This window comes from Microcoleus sp. S13_B4 (genome assembly GCF_036700885.1).
In the GTDB taxonomy this organism is placed as follows: domain Bacteria; phylum Cyanobacteriota; class Cyanobacteriia; order Cyanobacteriales; family Microcoleaceae; genus Microcoleus.
Window position 1 is genome coordinate 1 of the sequence record NZ_JAUBPU010000032.1, and the last position, 25,289, is coordinate 25,289.

Consider the following 25,289-nt stretch of genomic DNA (forward strand, 5'->3'; position numbering starts at 1 on the left):
TAGCTCGTCAGCAGGGTTTTGACATCACTGTTAGTGGTTGGCAGTATGGCTAATTGAGAATGGTGCAAGATCTCAGTAATAACAGATGATCGTAAGGTGTTGAAGATCATTACTTCGGGGGAAGTGATTGAAGTCGGAGGTTCTTAAAAGTTCGCTGGGCGACGCAGCACAAGAACGCTTATGCACCCGATTGCACAGAGGTTATTTGTTGGGTTCGGAGGTAGTCTGCGGCGGGTGATTGATACCGTTTGATCGCTCTATTCCTGCGAGGGTGGTTCCGCAGATGGTACGGCTAGCTTCCCAACCTAACATGACTGTTTTACGCTCTACTCCCCAGCCATAGCCACCGAGTTCTCCAGATTCTCGAATGACTCGGTGACATGGAATTAGATAGCCGATCGGATTTTTACCGATCGCATTTCCTACAGCTCTAGCAGCAGTTGGGCGTGCTACCATTTGAGCTATGGTCTGATAGGTGGCGATCGCCCCAAATGGCAATTTCAAAAGTGCTCGCCAAACTTGGATCTGAAAGTTAGTGCCTTTTAGTAAGAGCGTTAGTGGTTTTTGAGCGTTGAGAGTTTCTGAAGTGAAAATCAGGTCACGCAATGATTGAGTGGCTTGCTCATCGCGGATAATTTCAGCGTTTTTCCATGCCAATCGCAGTCTTTGTGCAGCGGTTTGTTCGTCTGTTGTCTCCAAGAAATAAAGATTACAAATACCACGGGCCGTTGTAGCAATTAGTGATTTACCAAAAGGGGTATCATGAATACCATAGCGAATTTGTAAACCTGCTCCGCCTGCTTTGAACTCCCCTGGTGACATTGCTTCCAACGTGACAAATAAATCGTGTAATCGTCCGGGACTCGATAGTCTTACGTCCAATGTTAGGTCTAGAAGGCTTTTAGTCTGAGTGATTTTTGACTTGGCATATTCAACTGTCAGATATTGCAAAAACCGCTTGGGGCTAATGCCGGCCCATTGAGTAAATAGCCGCTGAAAATGATATTCACTCAGTCCTATGTGTTGGGCCACAGTTGCCAGATTGGGCTGGTTTAGGTGGTGTTGTCGCATAAAGGCGATCGCCCGAGCAATCCGGTGATAATCTTCGCTAGCATAGACACTCGCATTCTGCATCGAAATCATCTAGTCTAAATCAAGGGAATTTTGATGTTTCCTTACTTTAGCCATAGAGTTGGCTCAAAGCCACCCGTTTCTTGCGGTGAATGCAGTCAGTCGATTTTAGATTGAAGAAAGCGACATCCTTGCTAAACCTGGGGGCTTGCGATGAGGCTTCAAAGCTTTTTTCTCGCTCCACGGATGCCTCGGGCGACTTGTAACTAAATTTCTTTCGGTCAATCAATTAACCGAACTTTGGCCCTCACCCTCCGCGCAACTGCGTCACCAAGTGAACTAATTCAGGTAAAATTAGCTTTTCCACAGCTAGTTTCACACCATTGCTAGAGCCCGGAAGGGAAAAGACTAACTTGCCTTGATACACGCCTGCAACGGCCCGAGAGGCGATCGCCCTTGAACCAATTTCTTGATAGCTCAAAAACCGAAATATCTCACCAAATCCCGGTAAAATCCTGTCTAGCAAACTCTCCATCACATCATAAGTCGTATCTCGCGGAGCGATGCCCGTGCCGCCGTTAAAAATGATTGCATCCACATCTTCACGCTGGGAAAACGCCTGCATTTGCAATACAATTTTGGCCGCATCATCTTTAACAACAGTGTAAGCTACCACAGAGTGACCCGCATCTTTTAGCAGCTTCTTAGTTAACAAGCCACTATTGTCTGTTTCAGCCGAGCGCGTGTCGCTAACAGTAATGATAGCGCAATTTACGGTTATTGTAGATAAGTCGGGGTGAGGAATTTGCGTCATATAACAGATGTTGAAGGAAAAAGGAAGAAGCAAAAAGGAAGAGGGAATCAGGAAAAGGGAAGAGGGAGGAAGTCAATTAGTTAGTTGTGATTTGTTCGTTATTAGTTATTAGTTATTATCAAATAACTAATAACCAATAACCAATAACCAATAACCAATGCCCCATGCCCCATGCCCCATGCCCCATGCCCTATTCCCCATCAATTATGCCTTGCTAAATCCTAAGCCGTTTGCTTCCGAGTATCGTTCCATAAAACGCATAAATCGATCCCATTCTTCGGGACTTTTCATTAGATAAAGAGCTTCCAAACCCGCAGGCTGACCGTTGATGAACTTAGCCTTAACCTCGCGAGTGAGGATTTCACCTTCTTCGTCGATCATGTACATTCCAGTAATGTCTTCGGTACTGGTGCTGCTGAGAGCTTTGGGATTTTCAAAGATAAACGTGGCAGTGCCTTGAGCTCCCGTTTTAGAACGGGTTAGGCGCACTTCGGGTACAGCATCTTCGTCTATACCCCGAGAGAATTGAATTTTAGCCATAATCTGACACTCGAACCTTAAGGATTGCTTAATTTCTTAATGTTTAATCATAAAACGATTCGGGTACTCCCAAATCAAGACTTGGGAGAGTGGGAGTGGGTGAGAGCGGGCGAGAGTGGGGGAGAGTGGGGGAATCGGAGACAAGGGCGAGGGGAGATGGGTTGGTTCTTTGTACCCCAAGTTCTCCTCTCCCTTGTCTCCCAGTTCCCTTAGACGATGTAAAGAGAGTTAATGGCCTCGGCTCGCTTTGTCGCTACCAGAGTTTGGTAGATGAGGGCGGATATCTCGCCACGGGTGATGTCGTGGGCGGGGGAAAGCTTTTCGCGCGCGGGATAGTTGACCACGATTTTGCGCTCTGTGGCGGTTGCTATCTCGTCGGTGGCAAAACTGGGAATCTGAGCTCGATCGACATAAACGCTTAAAGAATTGGGGTTGCCGCCCGCCAACTGCAACCCGTTTACCAAAGATACGATCGCCTGAACTCTAGTCAAATTCTGCTCCGGGCGAAACGTGCTGTCTGGATATCCAGCCAAAAAGCCAGCTCGATTAGCTTGGTCGATCGCTCCCTGCGCCCAAAAATCCGCCGCCACATCCTTAAAAACCGTCGCCTCACGGCGCGGCATCAATTCAAACGCCTTCGCCAACATAGCCGCATACTGAGCTCTAGTTACAATCTCGTAAGGTTGAAAAGTGCCGTTAGGAAACCCGCTAACAATATTCATCTTTGCCAAGCAATCGATAAAATCCTGAGCCCAATGCGTGCTGATGTCGCTGAACTTTAGCCCGCCAGGAGTCGGAGTTGGCGTCACATTGCCCAAATCAAATAAACCTTTCACCCGCGAAGAATTGAGTTGATTCCCCACGGCAGAAATCTTAACCCCAGTCGCATTTTCCAAGTCTAATTCACCGTTATTCATAAAAATATTTCCGCCCAAATCTTGAGGATTACCCATATCTGGCAGCGACTTCCCCCCCGCAGTCAAACCGTATTCGGTATTTTTTTCAATGCGATTATTGCGTAAAATCGGCTTAGATTCTCCTGCTAAAACTATACCGGAGCGATTTTCCAAAATTTGGTTATCAGCAATCAAAGGAGCCGACTGAGCTTGCAGAGAAATTCCAAAACCCGTCTTTTGAAAAAGATTGCGCCGTATTGCTCCTTTAGCAGTTCCCGCCGTAATTACCCCAGCCGCTGAGTTTTCCATAAATATGTTGTCGAGAATCGCAGGATTAGCGGTTCCCGTGGCAAAAATGCCTTCGCGCTTGCATTGAGTGAAAGTGCAGTTAGCCACAGTCGGAGAAGTTGACTCTATCCAGACTCCCGTGCCGCGACTATCGAGATTAGTGACAGTTACTCCGCGCAATTCCGAATTAGTTGCTAGCAGCATAGTGATATTTTGATCCGCAGCGGTGGGACTGACAAATTTGCCGCTGCCTTGAATCAGAATGCCTCTACCTTTGTTAGCTTCATTACCAATAACTTTTACTCCCGATGGAATTTCCAAGGGGAATTTTTCGCCACTAGCTGCGCTGTAAGTTCCCGGTGCTAACTGAATCGTAGTTCCCGATGCAGCGCGGGCGATCGCGCGGGCTATAGTTTTGAATGGGGCTGATTGGCTGCCGACTGCGGAATCGCTGCCTGTTGCTGGGTTGACGTAAAGTGTTGTCATGTTTTTGCCCAAGAGATAATTTGCGATCGAGCTTTTCAATAGTCCGGACAGTTTTTATATTGCCCAATGGCTTATACTCTAAGACTTTGAGCCACTGTGGATAATTAAATCAATGTCAGCTCCACCCCTGACTTACATTTAATTCGGCTTTTTTATGATCCTTGCCCTGTAAAGCTTGTAGTATCGTTCCAAAAACTGTCCGGAGTATTGCTTTTGTGGAATTTTCATTGTCTACCAAGCAGACCCCGGATCTATATTCACCTTTGAGGAGATTATTTAATTGCACCATATCCGCCACCTTACTCATCAGCAGTGGCCACTGCTGCGGGATTGTCCCTACAAATCACTAAACTACTAATTTTAGGGTCGCAAACCGTTTTTTTTGCCTCCGCTTCAACCGGAAAACCGAGATTTTTAGTCATGAAACCAGATTTTTTTCTGGTTCCCAGTCAGAGGATAGTAACGGATTTATTTCTGGATCTGCTGCCTCTTAATTCCCGGTCAATTTTACAATACAAGACGCATCCAAAACCACTACAAATTCATTCTGAAAAACAGCACAACTTGTCATTGCTGAAGCTAAGGCGGGAATTTTCCCTTGTTTGAGATAAAGCATCGCCTCCGGTGTAGAATCAAATTGATTTAGCCACCCGTACTCCTCTACATAATCAAGAGTCAACGCCTTGCGCTCGATCATCCAAAAATCAACTCCATATTGATTAATGAAATTTTGCAACACAGCTCGATCCGGAGTGTATTGAGCGCGAATTAAATCGCTCACTCGCTGCCTAAATTTGCTATAGTAGCCTTTCTGATAAGGCACTGCATACTCCTTTGCCACCAAAACCGATCGCTGACTAAATGTTGGCAAATCGTCCGTCTCTGCCGCGATTGAAGCAATCAGGATATCTTTAGGTTGTTGTTCAAAGAATTTGTACAAAGCCGGCATTTCACCTTCTACATACCCGGCTGTGGGAAATTTTTCGACAAAGCAGGGATAAAGGACAACAGCGATAGCTATGGTTGCTGTCGTAATTAGTGCAACTAGATTTTTTAAATCAAATGTTGTTGCAGTTTTTGATGCCCAATGACCGACTCTATCGATAATTAAAGTTAGGACTATCGCACTTATAAAAACCACAATAAATCGCAAGCTGTAGGCAGTATAGCGACCTGGTTGATACAACTTAAAAATGGTAGCGTGAGCCGCGAAAAACATCGCCGAGGATGCTAAAAATAGCTGAAGCAAAAGCCAGATTTTGCTTTGAATCTGATTGGCTAAGGGAAAAGCCGATCGCAAAAACAGCAGCAGCGGAAATAGCAATCCGACACAGTGAGTTACAGGCGTAAACAGCGACTTTGGAAACATCCCGCTGCCCCGCCCTGTCAACCAATAATCTTTGGGATTTGGACGAAAAAAAGCATTTCTGCCGCCGGGTGCAAATTCGCTCATTTGCTTGGCTTCTGCTGCGGTATAAGTTGGGCCAAATTCAGAGTTATCTAAGGCATAGGGAAGCATTACTAAAAAGATTACTCCCAAACCTGTAGTGCAAAATAGATAATTAGTTCGATCGCCCGACAAGCGCCAACCGCCGTTTTTCCAGGATAGCAGCCGCAGAACTAAAATTCCGGCAGCAACCAAGGCGTAAGGAGGATAGAATAGTCCGATAAGTGCGATCGCCCCCAAACACGGCAGCAATGAAGTGCGCGACAAATAATATAAAAAAGCCAGAAATATCGGATAGATAAAAGCTCTTGGCGTTGTGGAAGCCAAATCATCAGTCATCCACATATGCTGATTTAGCAGCAAAGATGCAATAAATCCAGTCATCGGGACTGGCAACATTTCTAGACACAAGCCAAAACAGTAATAAGTGGAGATTAAGCCGAGAAATAGCGGCAATATCTTGTGAAAAAATAGTGGGTGAATGCCAACTGTTGCTGCTAATTTGTAGAGTGTGCTGTATCCTGCGGGGGCGACTGATTGAAAGTAATTAGCAATGAAATCGTTGGGGAATAATTCAGGATCGACAAACCGCATCATCCAGAAAACGTGCTGCCTCGCATCGTCTTGCACCATATACTCGGCGCTAAAGACTTGCTTGAGTCCTAAAATAGCATAAACTGCGGCAAATGTCAAGCTCAGAGTCAACCAAAATATTGTTTGCGATCGGGATGTGCGATCGACTGTAGCAGTTAGAAATTTGTGTAACCGAGCTATTAATACCATTTGAGATTGCAGATGTGAGATTAAAGAATCGGGAAGGAGTGATTCTCAAACCTACGACTATATCATGCCCGGCTAATTACCCCTAATAAAAACCACTTTACTTTACTTTCAACGTCGCCCGATTTGAGATTATTTGCCCGGCCGCACGCCCGCAATTTTAAGGCGAATCCGATACAGACTTGTATTTGCCGTAATATAAAGCGTTTTGCGATCGCTTTCTCCCCAAGCCAAATTAGTCGCCGTCTCAGGCACAGGAATCCTCCCCAAAAGCTTGCCATCCGGTGATAAAATCCACACTCCCCCCGGCCCGGTGCTGTAAACATTCCCCTCTAAATCAACTTTTAAACCGTCGGGAACTCCGCCTTGACTGGCGTCTTTTAAATCCGCAAAAAGCCGCTCATTTGTAACAGTTCCGTCCGGTTTTACATCGAAAACAGCAATGTATCCCGCTTCCGAATTGTTGACATAAAGCTTTTGCTCGTCTGGTGAAAAGGCGATGCCATTCGGTAGCACCAAATCCTTAACCAGCAGAGTTAATTGCCCGTCGGATGCCAGCCTGTAAACACCGTAAAAACCCAATTCTTCCTGCTCTTTAGTAACACCGTAGGACGGATCGGTAAAATAAATGCTGCCGTCGGATTTAACGACCAAATCGTTCGGACTGTTGAGCCTTTTCCCCTCATATCTATCCGCCAAGGTGATAACTTGGCCGTCTTTTTCTGTGCGGGATACGCGGCGATTTTCGTGTTCGGCAGTAAGTAAGCGGTTTTCTTTGTCTAAAGTATTGCCGTTGGCTTTTCCCGAAGGGCGACGAAATACCTCAACTTTCTGATTTGAGCCGAACTTATAGATAATATTGGCGGGAATATCACTGAACAGCAAAAAGCCGTCTGGATGCCAAATCGGGCCTTCTATAAATTGGAAATCCCCAGCTATTTTTTCTAATTTTGCGCTTTCATCGAGAATATCTTGCACGGTGTTTTTTTTGTCCTGGTTTTCCGTTTGGGCGGTCAACTTTGTTAAGTTACCCCTGACTTTCTGGTTGGGGTTGTTGACTGCTAAAGTTAATACTATCAAGAATAAACTAATTGTAGCAATTTTTAGAGTCATGTTTTCTCACAACTGAATTACTTCCTTCCAACCCTAAGATTACCTATCTCCTTCTTTACTTCTTCCTTTCTTCTTTTTTTTTTGCTACAAGAGCGGTATCACGCCCCTTGGCTAACACATTTAAAGCGGTTGGTAAACTCACTCTTTTGAGCGAAAAAAAAGATAATTGAGAGCGGTATTAAGTTCCATAGTACCGTATGCAACAAAAAAAAGAAGCTCGCATTTTCGAGCTTAATTATATTTAAGTTAAAACGTTTTACCTGTCAACTGTTAAGCTGGAAATGAAACAAAAAGCACCGCAATACCGATCGCGATCACCCCTATAGCCATCACAACAGACCAGAAGCGGTGATAACTCTTAACCGTCGTACCGCTATCGCTTTCAAGCTGAATCAAATCCATCCAAGGTGCAACACCCCGGCGGAACCAACCCAAAGTGCTAACATCCATTCCAATCAAACTTTTAACCCGTTTCATGCCAAACATAAAATTGCCAATTGGCCCAAAACGAGAAGCATACCGCAGATAAATCATTCCCGTTCTATCTTGCAATTTAAAATCAGAACCAAACGCATAACCGGCATCGCCGCGACCAATTAATTCCCCTTGTAGTTGCGCCGGTTGACCCCGCAAAGGACTTGCGTAAGGGTCAGACATTAAGGTTAAAACATCCAAGTGTTCTGCTTGTTCGTAATTGGGGAACATCACCAAAGTCTTCAGCAAAATTCCTGCACCCAAAGCGATTAAAGGACAAGCAACCATCATCATCGGGTTTACAGCATACAGGGAAATGCCGATCGCAAAACCCACCGCTAAGCCCAGAGTTTCTGCACTGTACAGCAGTAAATCGAAGACAAAATTGCCGTACAATCTCCGCTTGCTCAAATCGTTGCCTTCGCCGACAATCCGGCCCATGTCAAACTCAATATCCAAGCCTAATTGTTCGGCATAAGTGCTCAAAGCGCGAACTCGTTTACCAGTCAGCGGGTGAGTAGAGTTCAACTCCATCCACCAACCCCACGGATTAAACATATCCCACAGAAACACTCGCCCAATTTTTGCTGGTTCCGAAGTAATTCGGTAAGCGGTACCGGTAGATGTGGCAGCTTTGGCATCGTAAATGCCTAAAGCGCGAGTTCCTTCTAATAAGCGGCTGGGTTCGGTGGCTCTTTGTCCTTCTTCCAAAATACCGTAAGCAATTTTTACCAAAGCGCGAGACAAAGCATTGGGGTTGCCAGTAGTTTCGGCGGCAAAATGATCGGCAAAATATTCTCGCGTCCGCGACAAATACAGCAATAAATAAGTGCCGGCGATGTAAAACAAATAAGCAACAGCAGCTACACTACCCGCCGCATCTTTAGCTTTGTGGCCACCACTTCGACCCATCCTTTGAGCTGTAGTGTAAATTAAATAAGTAATCTGCACCAAAGTCGAAGCTAAAGTCATTACTGCAAAGTCCCAGTGGACGATGTGACCGAGCTCGTGGGCGTAAACAGTGGCAATTTCTTCGTCGTCTAAATAGGTAAAAAGACCTTGACTGACGACTAAGCGAGCGCTGTTGGGAAATGAACCGTAAGTAAAAGCAGTAGGGTTTTGGTCGTCGATAATTCCTAAACGAGGCTGCTGGAGTTTTTTCTGCTTGCAAACTTTCTTAATAACTTTCGCTGTTTCGGGACTTAGGCTTTCAATTTCTGCTAGGGAAACCCAGCGAGTATGGTATAGCCAATTTTGGCTTAAGTCCATCAAGTAAGGCGATAGGAAAAAAGCAGCAATGTTAAAAATCAGAGTTATTGGAAGTGCGATCGCCAATCCGGCGACTGGATCGGGACTGTTGAGAATCAAAACAGAGGCTAAAGATAGCGCTAACACCATACCAAACAGGAGGCTGATGGTGACGCCGGAAGCTAAAACGAGATTTCCGCCTGTTTTCTGTATCAGTTTAATGCCGGGTTTGGCGGATCGCCCTGCCTTGCGTAAAGGGGCGTGAGATGACATAATACTCTCCAAAGGTTATTGACAAATGGAAATGACCGTGGGATTTTATCTATACTTCACTGTTTTAACCTGTTAATGAGGATTGCTGTAAGGGGTCTCAACAAAAATATAGAATTTCCTTGAAAATTGTTAAAACTCAAAACCGCCCCTAAATTTATTTCTGGGGATTCAATTCAAAACTCAAAACCCAACAATCAAAACTATTTAAAAGTTACAGCCATGTCTATTATTGAAATTGCCCAAAAAACGCGCGTATCTGCTAGAAAATTGGCAGTTTTGTCCGCTAATGCCAAAAATCAAGCTATAGAAGCTATAGCGAAAGCTTTAGAAGCTGCTGCGCCGGATATTGTGGCGGCGAATGCGGCTGATTGCAAGGCGGCCCAGGCGGATGGAATTGCGAAACCGCTGTACGATCGCCTCAAGTTGGATGAGAGCAAGTTGAAAAGTGCGATCGCAGGCGTGCGAGATGTTGCGAAACTCCCAGATCCCGTAGGTTCCGTGCAAATCCACCGTGAATTGGATACAGGATTAATTCTGAAGCGCATCACCTGTCCTTTGGGCGTTTTAGGCATTATTTTTGAAGCGCGCCCAGAGGCGTTAATTCAGATAGTATCCTTGGCAATCAAATCAGGAAACGGCGTCATTCTCAAAGGCGGCAAAGAGGCTGTTCGCTCCTGCGAAATATTGACAAAAGTGATACATCAAGCATTAGCAGAAACTGCGGTTAATCCAGAAGTCGTGCAGTTGCTAACCACGCGGGAAGAAACAATCGAACTGCTCAAAATGGATGAATATGTAGATTTGATTATTCCCCGAGGTTCTAATTCCTTCGTGCGGTTCGTGCAGGAAAATACGCGCATTCCCGTGTTGGGACACGCCGACGGAATTTGTCATTTGTACGCAGACAAAGCAGCGGATATTCAGAAAGCAGTAGAGATTTCTGTAGATGCAAAAACTCAGTATCCAGCCGCCTGCAATGCCATTGAAACTTTATTAGTTCACAGTGCGATCGCCCCTAAATTCCTGCCCGCTGTGGCCGCAGCTTTGCAGCAGAAAAAAGTCGAATTGCGGGGAGACGAAAAAACTCGCGCCATCCTCGAAAATATTGCCGAAGCAAATGAAGCGGATTGGTCTACAGAATACAGCGATTTGATTTTGTCTATCAAAATAGTAGATTCTGTAGAAGAGGCAATTAGCCATATCAATACTTACGGTTCCAGACATACAGATGTCATTGTTACCGAAGATAGCGAAACCGCCGAGACATTTTTAAATGGAGTAGATGCGGCCGGAGTTTATCACAATTGTTCGACTAGATTTGCCGACGGTTTCCGCTACGGTTTCGGTGCAGAAGTGGGGATTAGCACGCAGCAAATGCCGCCTCGCGGGCCTGTTGGTTTAGAAGGGTTGATTACCTATAAGTATCGAGTTGTTGGAGATGGCCATGTTGCCGCTAGTTATGTAGGGAAGGATGCGAAGGAGTTTACTCATCGGGATTTGTAAAATCGAGGTGAAGTCAACTGGCTGTGCATATTCTGCACAATTTTGTCCCAGTAGGTGATTCAGCTTTTGGGGAGATGTCTAATGTTTATGCTACCAATGACAACTTGAGTAATTTTACTGAATTCTGTCTGCTCTGGAAATAGCGATCGCCTCTAGGGGCAGTTATACAAAATATAAACATTTTGTCAATGTGTAAGTCCTAGCGGCTTCTCTTAATTTTTATTGACTGGCTGGGGGAACTGCGGGGATGAAAATCATCTTTTCTCCAAGGGCGTTGATAAATCCTGCTTTGAACCGCTATATAGCGGGTCTAAATGAAGGGTCTCATTGACCGAGTAGAGACGTTCCCTGCTCTGTCGGTTTAGTCTCCAATAAATTCGTTAATTCCTAGGCTCTCCCTTCAGGCTAAAGGAATTTCAATAATGAACTCTGTCCCAACACCCTGTTCTGAAAAGCAACTCAGTTGACCACAATGTTTTTCTACAACAATCTGATGGCTAATCGATAAACCCAGTCCCGTACCTTTTTCTGCTGGCTTGGTTGTAAATAGATAATCAAATATTTTAGTGCATACCTCTTCCGGCATTCCCAAACCGTTATCTTTAATGTGAATAATGGCGATATTTCGATGGCGGTCCACTTCCGTGTCAATCATAATTTGTCTTGGATTTACTTTAATTTCTTCCAAGTTTTGCTTTTGAAGAGAATCTTCTAAAACATCAATGGCATTAGCAATAATGTTAATAAATACCTGATTTAGCTGTCCGGGGTAACACGGTACTAGAGGTAAATTTCCATATTCTTTAACGACTTCTATTTTTGGACGTGTATCATTTGCTTTTAATCGATGTTGTAGAATTAGTAATGCACTGTCAATCCCTTCATGCAGGTTAGCTTCTACTTTTGATGTACTATCAGCGCGGGAAAAAGTTCTTAAAGATACACTAATTTGACGAATCCGTTCTACACCCACTTTCATGGATGAAATAAGGTCGGGTAAGTCTTGTATGAGATACTCTAAATCCACTTCTTCGGCACGAGTTGCAATCGCTGCACCTGGAGAGGGAAACTGTTGCTGATAAAGATCAACAATTTCTAATAAATCTTGAATATAAGTTTCAGCATGAGTCAGGTTTCCCTTGATAAAGCCTACTGGATTATTAATTTCATGAGCCACTCCAGCCACTAATTGACCGAGGGTAGACATTTTTTCGCTTTGGATTAATTGGAGTTGAGCTTGTTGTATAGTCTGTAGAGCTTGTTTTAGTTCAGAGGTTCGGTCTTCAACTCGTTTTTCTAATTCTTGATTCAATTGTTGTAAAGTTGTTTCTAAAGTCGTTTTTTCTTCAATTTTTTCTTGGAGCAATTGATTTTTGCTTGCCAGATCTTTGGTCAAGTTTCGCAACTCTAAATGAACTTGAATTCGAGCTAATACTTCTTCTTTTTGAAAGGGTTTAGTGATATAATCTACAGCCCCAAGGCTCAAACCTTTGACTTTTTGATCGGTGTTGCCAAGAGCCGTCATAAAAATGATCGGGATTCCTGAAGTTGACGGGTTACTTTTCAGTCGAGAACACGTTTCAAATCCGTCAATTCCCGGCATCATTATATCTAATAAAATTAAATCGGGGGTGACATATTCTATTTTTTGCAGCGCACTTTCTCCATCTTGAGCTACTAAAACTTCTAGTCCTGCCTCATCTAAAACGTTAAATATAACACCTAAGTTTGTAGGATTATCATCGACAATTAAGAGGGTGTTTTTTGAGAAAGATAAATTATTCATAAAGCTTTAGCCTTCTCCTTGGTTTGTAATTATAGGCCGCGTGGCGTCCTGACTATCTAATCTGCCAGTTGGCAGAGCCAATCTGCAACAGGATTTTTCAATTATAAGCTGCGTGACGTTCTGACCATCTAGGGGTAGGGAAAAATTAACCTTCTCCCCATTGGTGTATCATCATATTATAGTTCAACGAGGATGCTAACCAATGTAATCTTTTTTATTTTAACGTAAAGTTTTTGTAACGCACTCTAGTCTTATGGCTTTCCTATCCCTTTCTCTACAGAAGAGTCCTACGTCTGGTGAATATTCTATGGCTCTATAGTATAGACAAATACATTTTTCCTAAAAAGTTATGCGTACAAATGTTGCTAAGTTCCAGAAAATGCCGCTACGCCATGTCTTAATTGTTCCTTTTGTTTTACAAATCTTTACAGCCGTAGGGTTAACCGGATATTTTTCGTTACAAAATGGACAGAAAGCTGTGAATGATGTAACGACACAGTTGCGCCGTGAAATTGCCACGAGAATTGACCAGAATTTGCATACCTATCTAGCGGTTCCCCATTTAGTTAATCAAATTAATGCAGATGCTATTAGTGTTGGTCAATTTAGCCTAGACAACCTGACAGTATGGGAGCGTCATTTTTGGCTACAAAAAAATCGCTTTAATAGCGTAGATGGTCTGACAATTATCAATGAAAAAGGGAAAGGTGTATCTATTATTAGTAACGATGAAAAAAAGCTCGTCATTCAAGCAACAATTCCAACCAAGCCGAACCAAGTATTCATGTATTTGGCTGGTAGTCAAGGAGAAAGAATAAAATTAATCAAAGTGGTTAAAAATTTCGATCCCCGAAGAATTATAGCTTACAAAGAAAGCATAAAAGCTGGCAAACCTAGCTGGACAAAAATACATTTTGGGGAAATTATTATCACCCCTATAATGACCGCAGGGCAACCAGTTTTTGATAAAAATGGAAAAGCTACTGGTGTCTTGTTAACTACTCTACGTTTATCCCTAATTGGGAATTTTTTGCAAACTCTAAAAGTTGGAAAAACAGGACAAAGTTTTATTATCGAGCGAAGCGGAATGCTAGTGGCAACTTCCACATCAGAAAAACCATACCGAAATAGGCAAAGATTTCCAGCCACTGACAGCAAAGATATTTTAACCAAAGCTACTGCAAAATATTTAACAGAGCGATTCAACAATCTTAATGAAATTAAAACTTCTCAGCAGTTAGACTTTTTAGTGAACGAACAAAAACAATTCGTACAAGTTGTACCTTTTCAAGATGGTAAAGGTATTGATTGGTTAATTGTAATTGCGGTTCCAGAAAATGATTTTATGGAACAAATTAACTGGAGTAAACATACCACGATTTTATTATGTTTTTTGGCACTATTTTGGGCAACTGTTTTGGGAATTGTGACTTCTGAATGGATAGCCCGACCGATTCGGCGTTTGGGTAAAGCCACAAGCGCGATCGCTGACGGCGACTTCGAGCAAAAAGTAACGGCTTCCTCCGTTAAAGAAATCAGTGCTTTAGCGACTTCTTTCAATTTAATGAGCCAGCAACTCAAGCAGTCCTACGCACAATTAGAAGATTATTCGCACTCCTTAGAACAAAAAGTCGCAGAAAGAACTCAAGCATTAGAGCAAGAAATGGGCGATCGCCAACAGATACAAGAGACGCTCCGGCAAAGCGAAGAAAGGTATCAATTAACCCTAGAAAGCGTTAATGAAGGCATCTGGGACTGGCAAGTCCAAACAAACGCTATCTATTTTTCACCCCAATGGAAAGCCATGCTAGGCTATCAAGACAGCGAAATTTCTAACGAGTTTAGCTCTTGGGAAGAACTGATTCACTCCGATGATTTACACCCGATATTAGACTCTTTAGGACAGTATTTAAAAAGAGGAAGTAACGAACCTTATAGTTGGGAATTTCGGATGCGGCACAAAAACGGTAGCTACAGGTGGATACTATCGCGAGGTCGGGTTGTCGAGCGAGATGGGGAAGGCCAACCCCTACGTTTAGTCGGCTCTCACACCGATCTTACCGATCGCAAACAAACGGAAATAGAATTGCAAATAGCCAAGGAAGCTGCCGACGCTGCGAACAAAGCCAAAAGCGAATTTTTGGCAAACATGAGCCACGAACTTCGCACACCCCTCAACGGGGTTTTAGGCTACGCTCAAATCCTCATGCGTTCAAAAAACTTAGACAATCAAGAGGTAAATAGTCTAAAAATTATTTATCAATGTGGCTCTCATTTGCTCACTTTAATTAACGACATCCTCGACTTTTCTAAAATCGAAGCCAGAAAAATAGAACTTTACCCGACGCAATTTCATTTTTGGGCATTTTTAGAAGATGTCAGCCAAATCTTTCGCCTCAGATCGGAACAAAAAGCCATCAGTTTTATTTGTCAATTTGACTCTTCCTTACCCACCAACGTGCAAGGGGATGAAAAACGCTTAAGGCAGATTTTAATTAATCTCTTAGGTAATGCTGTAAAATTTACCGATCGAGGGGGCGTCACCTTCAAAGTTCAACTGATAAAATCAGTACCCTTAGAAACTCACCCTAATGAATTAAATGCCATCAACTCTATCCGCTTTCAAATTGAAGATACTGGAGTGGGGATCGGCGAAGAGAAAATGCAGAAAATCTTTCAACCTTTTGAACAGGTAGGCAATACCGATAAGATGTCAGAAGGAACGGGTTTGGGATTAGCAATTACTTTAAAAATCATCGAAATGATGGGTGGCAGTATTCAAGTTAACAGTCAGTTAAATGCTGGCAGCCAATTTTGGTTTGATTTAGATTTACCTTCTGCTAGTAAATGGGAATCGGCAATTCAGCTACAAGCTGCGATCGATGGCTATCAAGGAACTAAACTGAAAATTCTCGCAGTTGACGATCAGTGGGAAAATCGATCTGTGCTGGTTAATTTGTTAGCACCCCTTGGCTTTGAAGTGCTAGAAGCTACGAATGCCAAAGAAGCTTTAAAACAAGTCGATTGTGGCCATTTTAATGCTATTATTACTGATTTAGTAATGCCAGAAATGGATGGTTTCGAGTTAGTAAGCCGTCTCCGCTCTCAACCTAAGTTTAAAGATTTAGTCATTATCGTTTCTTCAGCTAGCGTGTTTGAAGCTGACCAGCATAAGAGTTTAGATATGGGCGCAAATGCTTTTTTACCCAAACCCGTACAGGCGGCTGAGTTATTTGTATTGCTACAAAAGCATTTAGGGATATCTTGGGTATATCAAGAGTCACCTCACCTCAATCAAAATGTCAATCAATTCGTGCGATCGGATTCAGCTTCTTTGTTAGTCCCTCCACCAGATGAAGAACTGGTAATTTTATACGATTTGGTTATGAGAGGTAATTTAAAAGCAGTCACTCAACAAGTTGAACAGTTAAAAAAAATGGATGCAAAATATATTCCCTTTGCCGAACGGGTAGGTGAATTGGCTGCAAGCTTTCAGGAAAAACAATTACGGTTATTAATTAACGATTACAAAGCAGATAACAAAAATTAAATTGATGATGGAAAATAACACAAGATTATTTCAATTATAAGCCTATAAACCGCGTGGCGTTATGACTATCTAAGGGGCGAGAAAAAAAGTAACCTTGTCCGAAAATACATCCTAGTTCTCGAAGAATTTGTATTTGTTCTTGAGTTTCCAATCCTTCAGCAACAATTTCCATATTTAAATTCCTACCTAATAATATAATTGTTTGAATTAAACTTGTATCGTTGGGATTTAGAGCCAAGTTTTGCAAAAAAGAACGATCGATTTTTAAAGTATCAATTGGCAACTCTTTGAGTAAACTTAATGAAGAGTAGCCAGTACAAAAATCATCGATACATATACCAACCCCCATAGCTTTTAAAAATTCAAAGTTAAAATTTGTTGTTTTTAATAGACAACTTTCAGTAATTTCTATATTTAAAGTGTTTTTATTTATCCCAGTTTGTTGTAAAATTTCTGCAATTTTTTCCAAGCAATTAACTTGCTGGAATTGAATAGGAGAAAAGTTAACGTTCAGTTTCAAAGGCAGGTCAGGCAATTCCTCTTGCCAACGTCTTAACTGGCTGCAAGCTTCCCGTAAAATCCACCAACCTAAAGGATTAATTAATCCTGTTTCTTCAGCAACAGGGATAAATTGATCGGGTGAAATCATGCCTTTGGGATGATTCCAGCGGATTAAAGCTTCAAAACCTTTAATTTCTTCAGTAATGAGGGAAACAATAGGTTGATAGTACAAGCAAAATTCTTGTTGAGAGATCGCTTTTCGCAAGTCTTGCTCCAGTTCGAGGCGTGCGATCGCATCTGCTTGCATCTGCGGATCGAAAACCTGATAGTTACCACTTCCCTGCTTTTTGGCTCGATACATCGCAATATCCACATCTCTAAGGATATCCATCGGGTGTTGATAATTTATTGCACTAGAAGTTATACCAATACTCGCTTCTACGATAGCTTCATATTCATTAAAATGAAAGGGTAACTTAAACTGTTCTAATAATTTTTGAGCGACTAAAGTTCCGGTTTCTGTTTCGAGTAAAATAACAAATTCATCCCCACCCATTCGCGTTGATATTTGGCAAGGTTTTAAACACCCTTGCATCCGCTGAGCTACGCACTTAAGTAGCTCGTCTCCTGCTAAATGTCCTAGGCTATCATTTATAATTTTAAAACGATCTAAGTCAACAAACAAAACAGAATAACTTGTATTTGCTGCAATTAACTCATGCAATTTCTTAATCAACCAGTCTCGATTTGGCAAACCTGTTAAGGAGTCATGGAAGGCATTATGCTCCAATTGAGATTGACTTCTGTACAAGTCTTGCAGCGTTTGAGACAGTTCTGCTGTTCGTTCTTTGACTCGTATTTCCAATTCTTGATTTAGCTGTTTTAAGTCTGCACGAGCCTTGGCGTGATCCGCAATTTCTTGTGATAAATGCTGATTTTTAACTTCAATAGCTTTAGTTAAATGCCGTAAATCTAAATGCGTTTTAATTCTCGCTAAAACCTCTTCTTTTTGAAAAGGTTTAATAATATAATCTACGGCTCCTAAAGATAAACCTCTGACAACATTATCTGTTTCAGAAAGAGCCGTAATAAAAATTACAGGAATTTGACTCCATAAGGGGTTTTCTTTCAAGCGTTTATAAGTTTCAAATCCGTCTATTCCGGGCATCATTATATCTAATAAAATTATGTCTGGAATCACATAATTTATTTTTTGAATAGCACTTTCTCCATCTTGAGCGACCAAAACCTCAAAACTAGCTTCAGTGAGGAAATCCGCTAATATTCCTAAATTAGCAGGGACATCATCCACTACCAAAATTGTATTTGAGTAAGAATTTAAATTGTTCATAAATTTATTTCCTTGTATTGAGTGAGCATTTCCAAGATTTTTTTCTCTTGAAACTCTTTAGCTAACTGCCGCAATTTTGACGCAAATGATATATATTTTGGATCGGTTTCTTCAAGAGTTTTTGTCTGTTTTATAATCTCTTTCAAATTACCTCGCAAAGCCAAATTAAACAGTTTATCTAATACTTCTGGAGGAGGAGGAACAATTTTATCGTAATTGGGTTTCCTTCCTGAAGGCATCAATGATGCAGCTTCATAAATCCATTCTAGTTGTAAATGAAGTTCTAACTTTTCTAAAAGTTCTTCAGCTTGAACTGGTTTGGCTAAAAAATCAACGGCTCCAGCTTGTAAGCTTTGATTTTGGTCTGTTTCAAAAACACTTGCCGAAGAAACAATTATTTTAATATCTTTTAATTCTAAGCTTGTTTTCCAGTATTCCATCAATTGAAATCCATCCATTTCTGGCATAACTAAATCTGTAATCACTAAATCTGGTTTAGCCTGAGTTGCTATGTTCAATCCTTGTTTACCGTTAGTCGCTTCTATTACTTCAAATCCTAGAGGAGTCAGTAAATTAACAATGACCGATCGATTTTCCCAACGATCGTCAATCACGAGAATTTTTTGGGGATTTCCTTTAAATCCAATAATTTTACCTTTGTCAGTTTGAGAACTTGTACTAACCCACTCTGTGGCTTCTAATAAATCTAAATCAAACCCAAAAATACTGCCCATTTGTAATTGACTCGTGACTTGAATGGTACTACCCATTAATTGAATAATTTTTTGAGTAATTGCCAGTCCTAATCCCGTTCCTTCTGCTTGATTTTTGCGAGATCCAACTTGTTCAAAAGGTAAAAATATTTTGGCGATTTCTTCGGGTTTAATTCCTACTCCTGTATCTTTGACACTGAAGCGAATTTTACAGCTAGTTTGATGGGAAAAATTAATATTTTTTTCAATTAAACTGACACTAAAACTTATGTCTCCTATTTTGGTAAATTTGATGGCGTTACCAATAAGGTTAATTAATGCTTGTCGCAAGCGTTTTTCGTCGGCGTGAATGGCAATGGGTAAATCGGGATCGGGTTGGTAGCTAAATTTGAGACTTTTTTGTTCGGCGCGAATGCGACAAATTTCGGCAACGGCCTGTAGAAAAGCGGGAAAATGAAATTCTGTAGGGTAGAGTTCCATTTTCTGAGCTTCTATTTTAGACAAATCGAGAATATCGTTAATCAAAGTTAGCAGGTGAGAACCGCACTGGTAGATAATTTCAATGCTATTTTGTTCGTGTTCTCCTAGTTTTACAGAACGCTTGAGGATTTGGGCATAGCCTAAGATCCCGTTGAGTGGGGTTCGCAGTTCGTGACTCATGTTAGCCAGAAACTCGCTTTTGGCCCGGTTGGCATTTTCTGCGGCTTCTTTAGCGGCATAAATTTCTTGTTCGGCACGTTTGTATTCGGTAATGTCTTCTACTGTACCTTCGTAGTAGAGAATATTGCCATTTTCATCACACATAGCGCGAGCATTTTCTGAAATCCAAATAATACTACCGTCGCGGCGATAAACCTGAGATTCAAAGTCGGAAACACTGCCGCAATCGCTTATAATTTTTATGAATTCTTCTCGGTGGTTGGGATCTACATAAAGTTGTTGTTTAATATTGGTTAATTTGCCAATTAATTGGTCAGAAGAATTGTAACCATAAATTTCAGCCAAGGCTGGATTAGCGCTAAGATATTCCCCTGCTGGCGTAACTTGGAAAATTCCATTAATTGAATTGTTAAAAATGCTCCGATATTTGGCTTCAGCAGCTTGTAATTCTTTTTCAAATTGCAGGCGCTTTTTGCGGTTGCTGACAAAAGCTATAAAAATGTAAGTCACTACCGCTAATACTAGCAGTGCAAACCCGATGATTTGATATTTTCTACCAACTAACTGATTCAGTCGCTGTTCCAATAAACGATCTAAAAGTGGAAAAGCTGTATCGTAAAGTTTTAATTGGGACTCTAGGGCAGTTGTGGCTGTAGCTGTATATACGAATGGCTGTAAGTTGATGGTATTGGCATTAATGATATCTTTGTCGAGTAAGTCAATAAATCTTTTGATATCCTTGAAATTTTCGCGTACGCTAGTGGATAGCTGCCGCTGAATTTGCGGATTAGCATTAGCAGAAATTTGCAAGCCTCTTTGCACTGCTTGGATAGGCGGTGCTATTAAACTCCGAATAATCAAAAGTTTTGCTCGATCGCTGTCTGCAATTTTTTGTTTAGCTTGTTGAGTGGCTATCTTTGCACCTAGATCTTTAGCTTGAGCCGTATTCTCTATCGTTAATGGTAGCTGCGTGACAACGGTATCCATTAAATAATAACTGTCTAAAGATGGATCGAGAATGAGATTAGAAACATCTCCAATGTGGGCAATTAAATCGAGGATATCGTTAACAACAGTTGTATGTGCTTGCCAGCTTTGGGTAGGAGATAAGTTTAATTTTTGCTTTTTTAATTGCTGCCAGTTGCCATTAATGGAATTTTTGAGCGCTAGCCATTGCGGGCTAGCTTTAAATTGGGGCGATAGCTGTTTTTCCACGGCATTGAGGTTTTGGATTGCCGTCTCGATCTTTTCTGTTGCCGTGGCGATCGCAGGGGCTAAAGACTTGTCCCCATTTAAATATTGATTAACTTGCGTGCGGTGTTCAATAACAGCGACAAGCAAATTTTTCAACGGATAGTTATAAGCCAAGCCGACTTTTTCTTCTTGGGCGAATTCAATTTTTGTATCAATTTCAGCCATTAATTGATATACTACCAGAGCAAAAGGAAATATAAAAATCAACAACAACGCCATTAAATTTATGGGTTCTGTGAGGTGCTGATGTATGGGCTTGTTCATAATTTAATAAGTAATGGATAATGATTGATTTTTAAATGGATAGGAGGATAATTGTCAATCTGTATTCTAGCCTCATGGCGGAGTTTGACAATTTATTGAGTAGCTATTTGTCCATTCTGTAAAGAGACATACCCCGTTATTCCTACACCCCCAAAAATATTTAGGATAAAAGGTCGAACCAACAGGGTAAACGCATCTTGTCAATAACGAGGGGTTTTAGCACTGCGGACTTGGCTTTATTGTTGTTTATTGAAAACGGTTTTTCCACCTGTAGCGCTTTTGTCTCTACTCAAACGCTATATATGGGAATTTAGAAATTAGATGCGTTTACCTTGGTGGAACCAAGAGCAGACCTAACGGAACTTTGGGAGTTGCAGTCATCCACTAACTGGCGGAGGCTTTTTTAGAATTTGTCCAGGTACTGGGTTAATATCAATCTTACGCTGTCTTTGGTCCAACAATATGTATTATAGTTGAACGAAGATGCTAATATATGTCATGGTTATTACATTACATTAAAATTCCTACAAAACACTCTAGTCCTATAACTCTTCTATCCTCTTCTCTACGGAAGACTCCTACCTTTGGTAAATATTGTCTTCTTCGAGACCATAGAGTAATACATTTTTTGAATTTATGTATAGAATTGTTTCTCACTCTCAGAAAAGACCGCTCCCCAGTATCTTACTTCTAGGACTTACGCATTGACAAAATATTTATATTTTGTATAACTGCCCGGAGAGGCGATCGCTATTTCCAGATCAGACAGAATTGAGTAAAATTACTCAAGTTGTCATTGCCAGCAGAAACATTAGACATCTCCCTAAAAGCTGAATCACCTAATGAGTCACAATTGTGCAGAATATGCACAGCCAGTTGACTTCACCTCGATTTGACGACAGCATCAGGATGAGAAGCAATTCTAGTTAAAAGCTAGTTCAGAAATAGCGCTTAGTTTAGTCGTTTTTTTGATAATGATGAGGGAGAGTCTACATCATCAAACGATCGCTAAAGCTATTGAGTAGAGGATTGATATTGCTGGGGCGATCGCTCTTTCTTCTCTCCCTTGTCAACAATTTTCGCTACAATAAGCTATACTGTGCTCCACGACTCCCCTACTCGAACAATTTGCCGTGGTTTATGTCTAACTCCTCCCTCCTCACCCCAGGTTCAACTCTCGAAAAACGCTACCGAATCCTCCGCGAATTGGGCCGAGGTGGCTTCGGCCGCACTTACCTCGCCGAAGATATCAACCGCTACAACGAACATTGCGTGCTCAAAGAGTTTTCTCCGGTGGTTCACAGCCCGAAAGCTGCCGAATTGTTCGATCGCGAAGCGAGTATGCTTTACAACCTCCAACACCCGCAAATTCCAAGGTTTCGAGAACTGCTGCGAACGGATTTGGGCGGGAATCCATCTTTATTTTTAGTGCAAGATTATATCAAGGGTCAAACCTACGAAGAAATATTGATATCGCGCCAGCAACAAGGTAAAAATTTTACCGAAGCCGAAGTTACTCAACTGCTATTTCAGCTTTTACCAGTTTTAGAATACATCCACTCAAAAAATTTAATTCACCGCGATATTTCCCCGGATAATATTATTCAGCATGATGCTGACAAACTACCATTTTTAATTGATTTCGGTTCCGTCAAGCAAATCGCAGCCAATGCCGTACTTCAGTTTAACGGACAATCGGATACGGCGATCGGCAAACAGGGTTATTCGCCGGCCGAACAAATGCGGCTGGGTAAAGTTTCTGCTGCTAGCGATTTGTACGCTTTAGCCGTCACGGCTTTGGTACTGCTAAGCGGCAAAAAGCCTCAAAAATTGTACGATATCAATAATAAAACTTGGGATTGGCGATCGCACGTCAGTGTCAGTCAAAATCTCCCTACGGTGTTGGATAAGATGCTAGCAGAACAACCGGGCGATCGCTACCAATCTGCAAAAGCAGTCCGCGAAGCACTCAAAGATCCAAAACTCTCTCAAATTGGCAGTATAATTTCCCAAATGGTGACAATGAACTTTGTCGGCCGCCCTTTCAAAAACACCACTCAAACTGCTACCAGCAATCATACTCCTGTTCACCAAAATCCTCAAATTGTTAAAAACAACAACATTTTCCAGTTAATACCTTGGAAAACCCTAGGGAGTTTAAGCGTGGTTTTATTGCCAGGAATTTTAGCTTTTAGTGTAGTCAAATCTGGTTTCACGTTGCCCCAGTTGCCGGAGTTACCTAAATTTTCTTCGCGCCAGCAACCTCCCGATACGTCCTTAGAGGAAGCCGAAATAATTCGTCAAGAAAATATTGGTAAACGACGCAAAAATCTCAACATCAATCAAGATATATTCTATCAAAAAGTGGATGAATTATATTACAATAAATATCCAGAATTACAAGGGCGCAGCTTGACAGAAAAGCCAGAAGATGCTGAAATTAGGCGGAAATGGTATGAAGTTGCTGAAGATTTACTCGACAAGTTGGAGAAAGGAGGAGAGTTATAAAATCTAAGATAGAATAAGAGTGATTGAACCGCAGAGGGCGCAAAGAGCGCAGAGGGAGAAGGAAAAGGGCAAAAAAAGAGAGGGAAGAGAAAGAGAACTTTATCTGGTTTAATACAAACTGGTATAGACAACGCACTTTTAGTTTATTGCAAAATGGATTCTATTCAACTTACAGGAATTCGCTGTTACGGATATACGGGCTATCTGCCGGAAGAGCAAGTTTTGGGGCAGTGGTTTGAAGTGGATGTTACTCTATGGCTGGATTTATCGCAAGCTGGAAAAAGTGATGATATTCAACATACTCTTGATTACCGCAGCGCAATTACTCTGATTCAAAAGCTAGTCCAAGAGTCGAAATTTTTATTAATCGAACGCCTAGCAGATACTATTGCTCAAGCGCTTTTACAACTACCGTTAGTGGAAAAAGTTAAACTACAACTCTCGAAACCTGCTGCCCCCATCCCTGATTTCGGTGGCAGAATTACTCTAGAAATTACTAGAACGAAAGACAGTAATTAAAAGTAGGGACACGGCAGTGCCGTGTCCCTAAAAATGTACCGCGTTTTACAAATATAATTTGCAATTAACCCGATTTAAGATTACCACTTCAGCAAATTAAATTCTTCCATGTCTACGGTATTGCGGTTGCGATAAATCGCCAAAACAATTGCCAAACCCACCGCAGCCTCAGCCGCCGCTACCGTAACTACAAACACGGTAAAAACTTGGCCCTTAATTTGTACAGGGTCGAGATAATTGGAGAAACCCATCAAATTGAGATTGACAGCATTCAGCATCAACTCGATCGACATCAACACGCGCACTGCATTTCTGCTGGTAATCAAACCGTAAATACCAATACAGAAAAGTGCGGCGGCTAATAACAGGAAATACTGGAGTTGCAGTTGCATAAATTTTTTGAGTTTTTCTCAATCAACATTACTACAAGACAGAGAGATAGGTGCCGTGAACACCCTACTGTAGCGTGTCTAAATCATTCATACATTAGGGGTAGTGCTCCGTACCTACCTTCGAGCGGGGCAACCACGGGTAAATTGCTCCTACCTTAATTGTACGAATCATTTAGACTCACTACTTTTACTTAGATTCTGGCGAAGGCACATCTCCGGCAGAAACTAATTCGCGAGGTCTTTCCGGCAAACTCAAAGCAGGTGTTTCGGATAGCTTCTTTGACAGTTCATCCGGGAAAAAATCGCGGCGTGCTAGGACAATTGCTCCTACCATTGCCATCAACAAAAACACTGATGCTAACTCGAAAGGCAGCAAAAAGTCGGTGAAGAAATGTTTGGCGATAGTCACGATCGAACTTTCGGCCGGTGCTCCTGTCGTTGCGACAATAGCCCAAGGAGTAGATACCACCATCGTACCCAAAAGCGCAAACAAGCCTACGCAAACTACTGCTGTTGCTACTTGACGCACCCAAGCGTTGGGAATTGTGCGGAAGTCTTCTCGCTTGTTTACTAGCATGATGGCAAACAAAATCAAGACGTTAACGGCGCCAACATAAATCAACACCTGCGCTGCTGCTACAAAGTCGGCATTCAGCAACAGGTACAAGCCGGCAATGCTGGTAAATACGCCGCACAGCAAAAATGCTGAGTAAACGATATTTGAGAACAGCACTACTCCTAGTGCTCCTGCAATCATCATTACGGACAGTATGCCAAATGAAACAATTTGAACCCCTTCAGCTAGATTCACAATTTTTTATCCTCAATTATTAGTTTTCTATTGTTCGTTTTTACTCA

17 protein-coding genes are annotated in these 25,289 nt (G+C 41.8%); 4 read left to right on the plus strand and 13 right to left on the minus strand.

Translation table 11 applies throughout. The annotated features are described in order from the left end of the window. Positions 1-201: 201 nt before the first annotated feature. From QT994_RS17145 to QT994_RS17180, 8 genes are all read right to left on the minus strand, one after another. On the minus strand, positions 202-1,134 hold the full coding sequence (locus QT994_RS17145; RefSeq protein ID WP_333176396.1) for a methylated-DNA--[protein]-cysteine S-methyltransferase: 933 nt from the start codon (positions 1,132-1,134) through the stop codon (positions 202-204). 244 nt (positions 1,135-1,378) lie between these two features. Next, the gene (locus tag QT994_RS17150) at positions 1,379-1,885 is read right to left on the minus strand and encodes a MogA/MoaB family molybdenum cofactor biosynthesis protein (protein WP_333045565.1); all 507 of its coding nucleotides are present in this window, start codon (positions 1,883-1,885) and stop codon (positions 1,379-1,381) included. 204 nt (positions 1,886-2,089) lie between these two features. Continuing rightward, positions 2,090-2,425 (minus strand): photosystem II reaction center protein Psb28, encoded by a 336-nt coding sequence (gene psb28 / locus QT994_RS17155; protein WP_333045566.1) that lies wholly within the window; start codon positions 2,423-2,425, stop codon positions 2,090-2,092. Positions 2,426-2,634: 209 nt separating this feature from the next. Further along, complete coding sequence (locus QT994_RS17160) at positions 2,635-4,095, minus strand: DUF1565 domain-containing protein (protein WP_333176398.1); 1,461 nt, start codon at positions 4,093-4,095, stop codon at positions 2,635-2,637. A 299-nt stretch (positions 4,096-4,394) separates the two neighbouring features. Next, on the minus strand, positions 4,395-4,517 hold the full coding sequence (locus QT994_RS17165; RefSeq protein WP_333045569.1) for a hypothetical protein: 123 nt from the start codon (positions 4,515-4,517) through the stop codon (positions 4,395-4,397). Between the two features lie 68 nt (positions 4,518-4,585). Beyond that, complete coding sequence (locus QT994_RS17170) at positions 4,586-6,325, minus strand: hypothetical protein (protein WP_333176400.1); 1,740 nt, start codon at positions 6,323-6,325, stop codon at positions 4,586-4,588. Between the two features lie 129 nt (positions 6,326-6,454). Next, positions 6,455-7,435 (minus strand): SMP-30/gluconolactonase/LRE family protein, encoded by a 981-nt coding sequence (locus QT994_RS17175; RefSeq protein WP_333176402.1) that lies wholly within the window; start codon positions 7,433-7,435, stop codon positions 6,455-6,457. A 270-nt stretch (positions 7,436-7,705) separates the two neighbouring features. Then, the gene (locus QT994_RS17180; protein ID WP_333176404.1) at positions 7,706-9,430 is read right to left on the minus strand and encodes a zinc metalloprotease HtpX; all 1,725 of its coding nucleotides are present in this window, start codon (positions 9,428-9,430) and stop codon (positions 7,706-7,708) included. Positions 9,431-9,649: 219 nt separating this feature from the next. Between QT994_RS17180 and QT994_RS17185 the strand changes: the two genes are divergently transcribed. After that, on the plus strand, positions 9,650-10,933 hold the full coding sequence (locus QT994_RS17185) for a glutamate-5-semialdehyde dehydrogenase (RefSeq protein ID WP_333176406.1): 1,284 nt from the start codon (positions 9,650-9,652) through the stop codon (positions 10,931-10,933). 400 nt (positions 10,934-11,333) lie between these two features. Here QT994_RS17185 and QT994_RS17190 read toward each other — a convergent pair whose 3' ends face one another. Then, a complete protein-coding gene (locus QT994_RS17190) occupies positions 11,334-12,719 on the minus strand; it encodes a response regulator (protein WP_333176408.1) in 1,386 nt (461 codons plus the stop codon). 349 nt (positions 12,720-13,068) lie between these two features. Here QT994_RS17190 and QT994_RS17195 point away from each other — a divergent pair, with 349 nt between their 5' ends. Then, positions 13,069-16,269: a PAS domain-containing protein gene (locus QT994_RS17195; protein ID WP_333176411.1), complete on the plus strand. Its 3,201-nt coding sequence runs from the start codon at positions 13,069-13,071 to the stop codon at positions 16,267-16,269. A 34-nt stretch (positions 16,270-16,303) separates the two neighbouring features. Here QT994_RS17195 and QT994_RS17200 read toward each other — a convergent pair whose 3' ends face one another. Beyond that, the gene (locus QT994_RS17200) at positions 16,304-18,121 is read right to left on the minus strand and encodes an EAL domain-containing protein (protein ID WP_333176413.1); all 1,818 of its coding nucleotides are present in this window, start codon (positions 18,119-18,121) and stop codon (positions 16,304-16,306) included. Further along, entirely contained in the window at positions 18,118-21,012 is a 2,895-nt protein-coding gene (locus tag QT994_RS17205) for an ATP-binding protein (RefSeq protein WP_333176415.1), read from the minus strand. Before QT994_RS17205 ends, QT994_RS17200 begins: the two co-directional genes overlap by 4 nt. Before the next feature lie 1,140 nt (positions 21,013-22,152). Between QT994_RS17205 and QT994_RS17210 the strand changes: the two genes are divergently transcribed. Beyond that, complete coding sequence (locus QT994_RS17210) at positions 22,153-23,520, plus strand: serine/threonine-protein kinase (RefSeq protein ID WP_333176417.1); 1,368 nt, start codon at positions 22,153-22,155, stop codon at positions 23,518-23,520. Positions 23,521-23,673: 153 nt separating this feature from the next. Next, entirely contained in the window at positions 23,674-24,039 is a 366-nt protein-coding gene (folB, locus tag QT994_RS17215; protein ID WP_333045579.1) for a dihydroneopterin aldolase, read from the plus strand. A gap of 80 nt (positions 24,040-24,119) precedes the next feature. On the opposite strand, the gene nuoK is transcribed toward folB, so the two are convergent. Continuing rightward, positions 24,120-24,425, minus strand: a complete 306-nt coding sequence (gene nuoK / locus QT994_RS17220) for an NADH-quinone oxidoreductase subunit NuoK (RefSeq protein ID WP_228042566.1) — start codon at positions 24,423-24,425, stop codon at positions 24,120-24,122. 193 nt (positions 24,426-24,618) lie between these two features. Further along, positions 24,619-25,242, minus strand: a complete 624-nt coding sequence (locus QT994_RS17225; protein WP_333176419.1) for an NADH-quinone oxidoreductase subunit J — start codon at positions 25,240-25,242, stop codon at positions 24,619-24,621. Between the last annotated feature and the right edge of the window lie 47 nt (positions 25,243-25,289).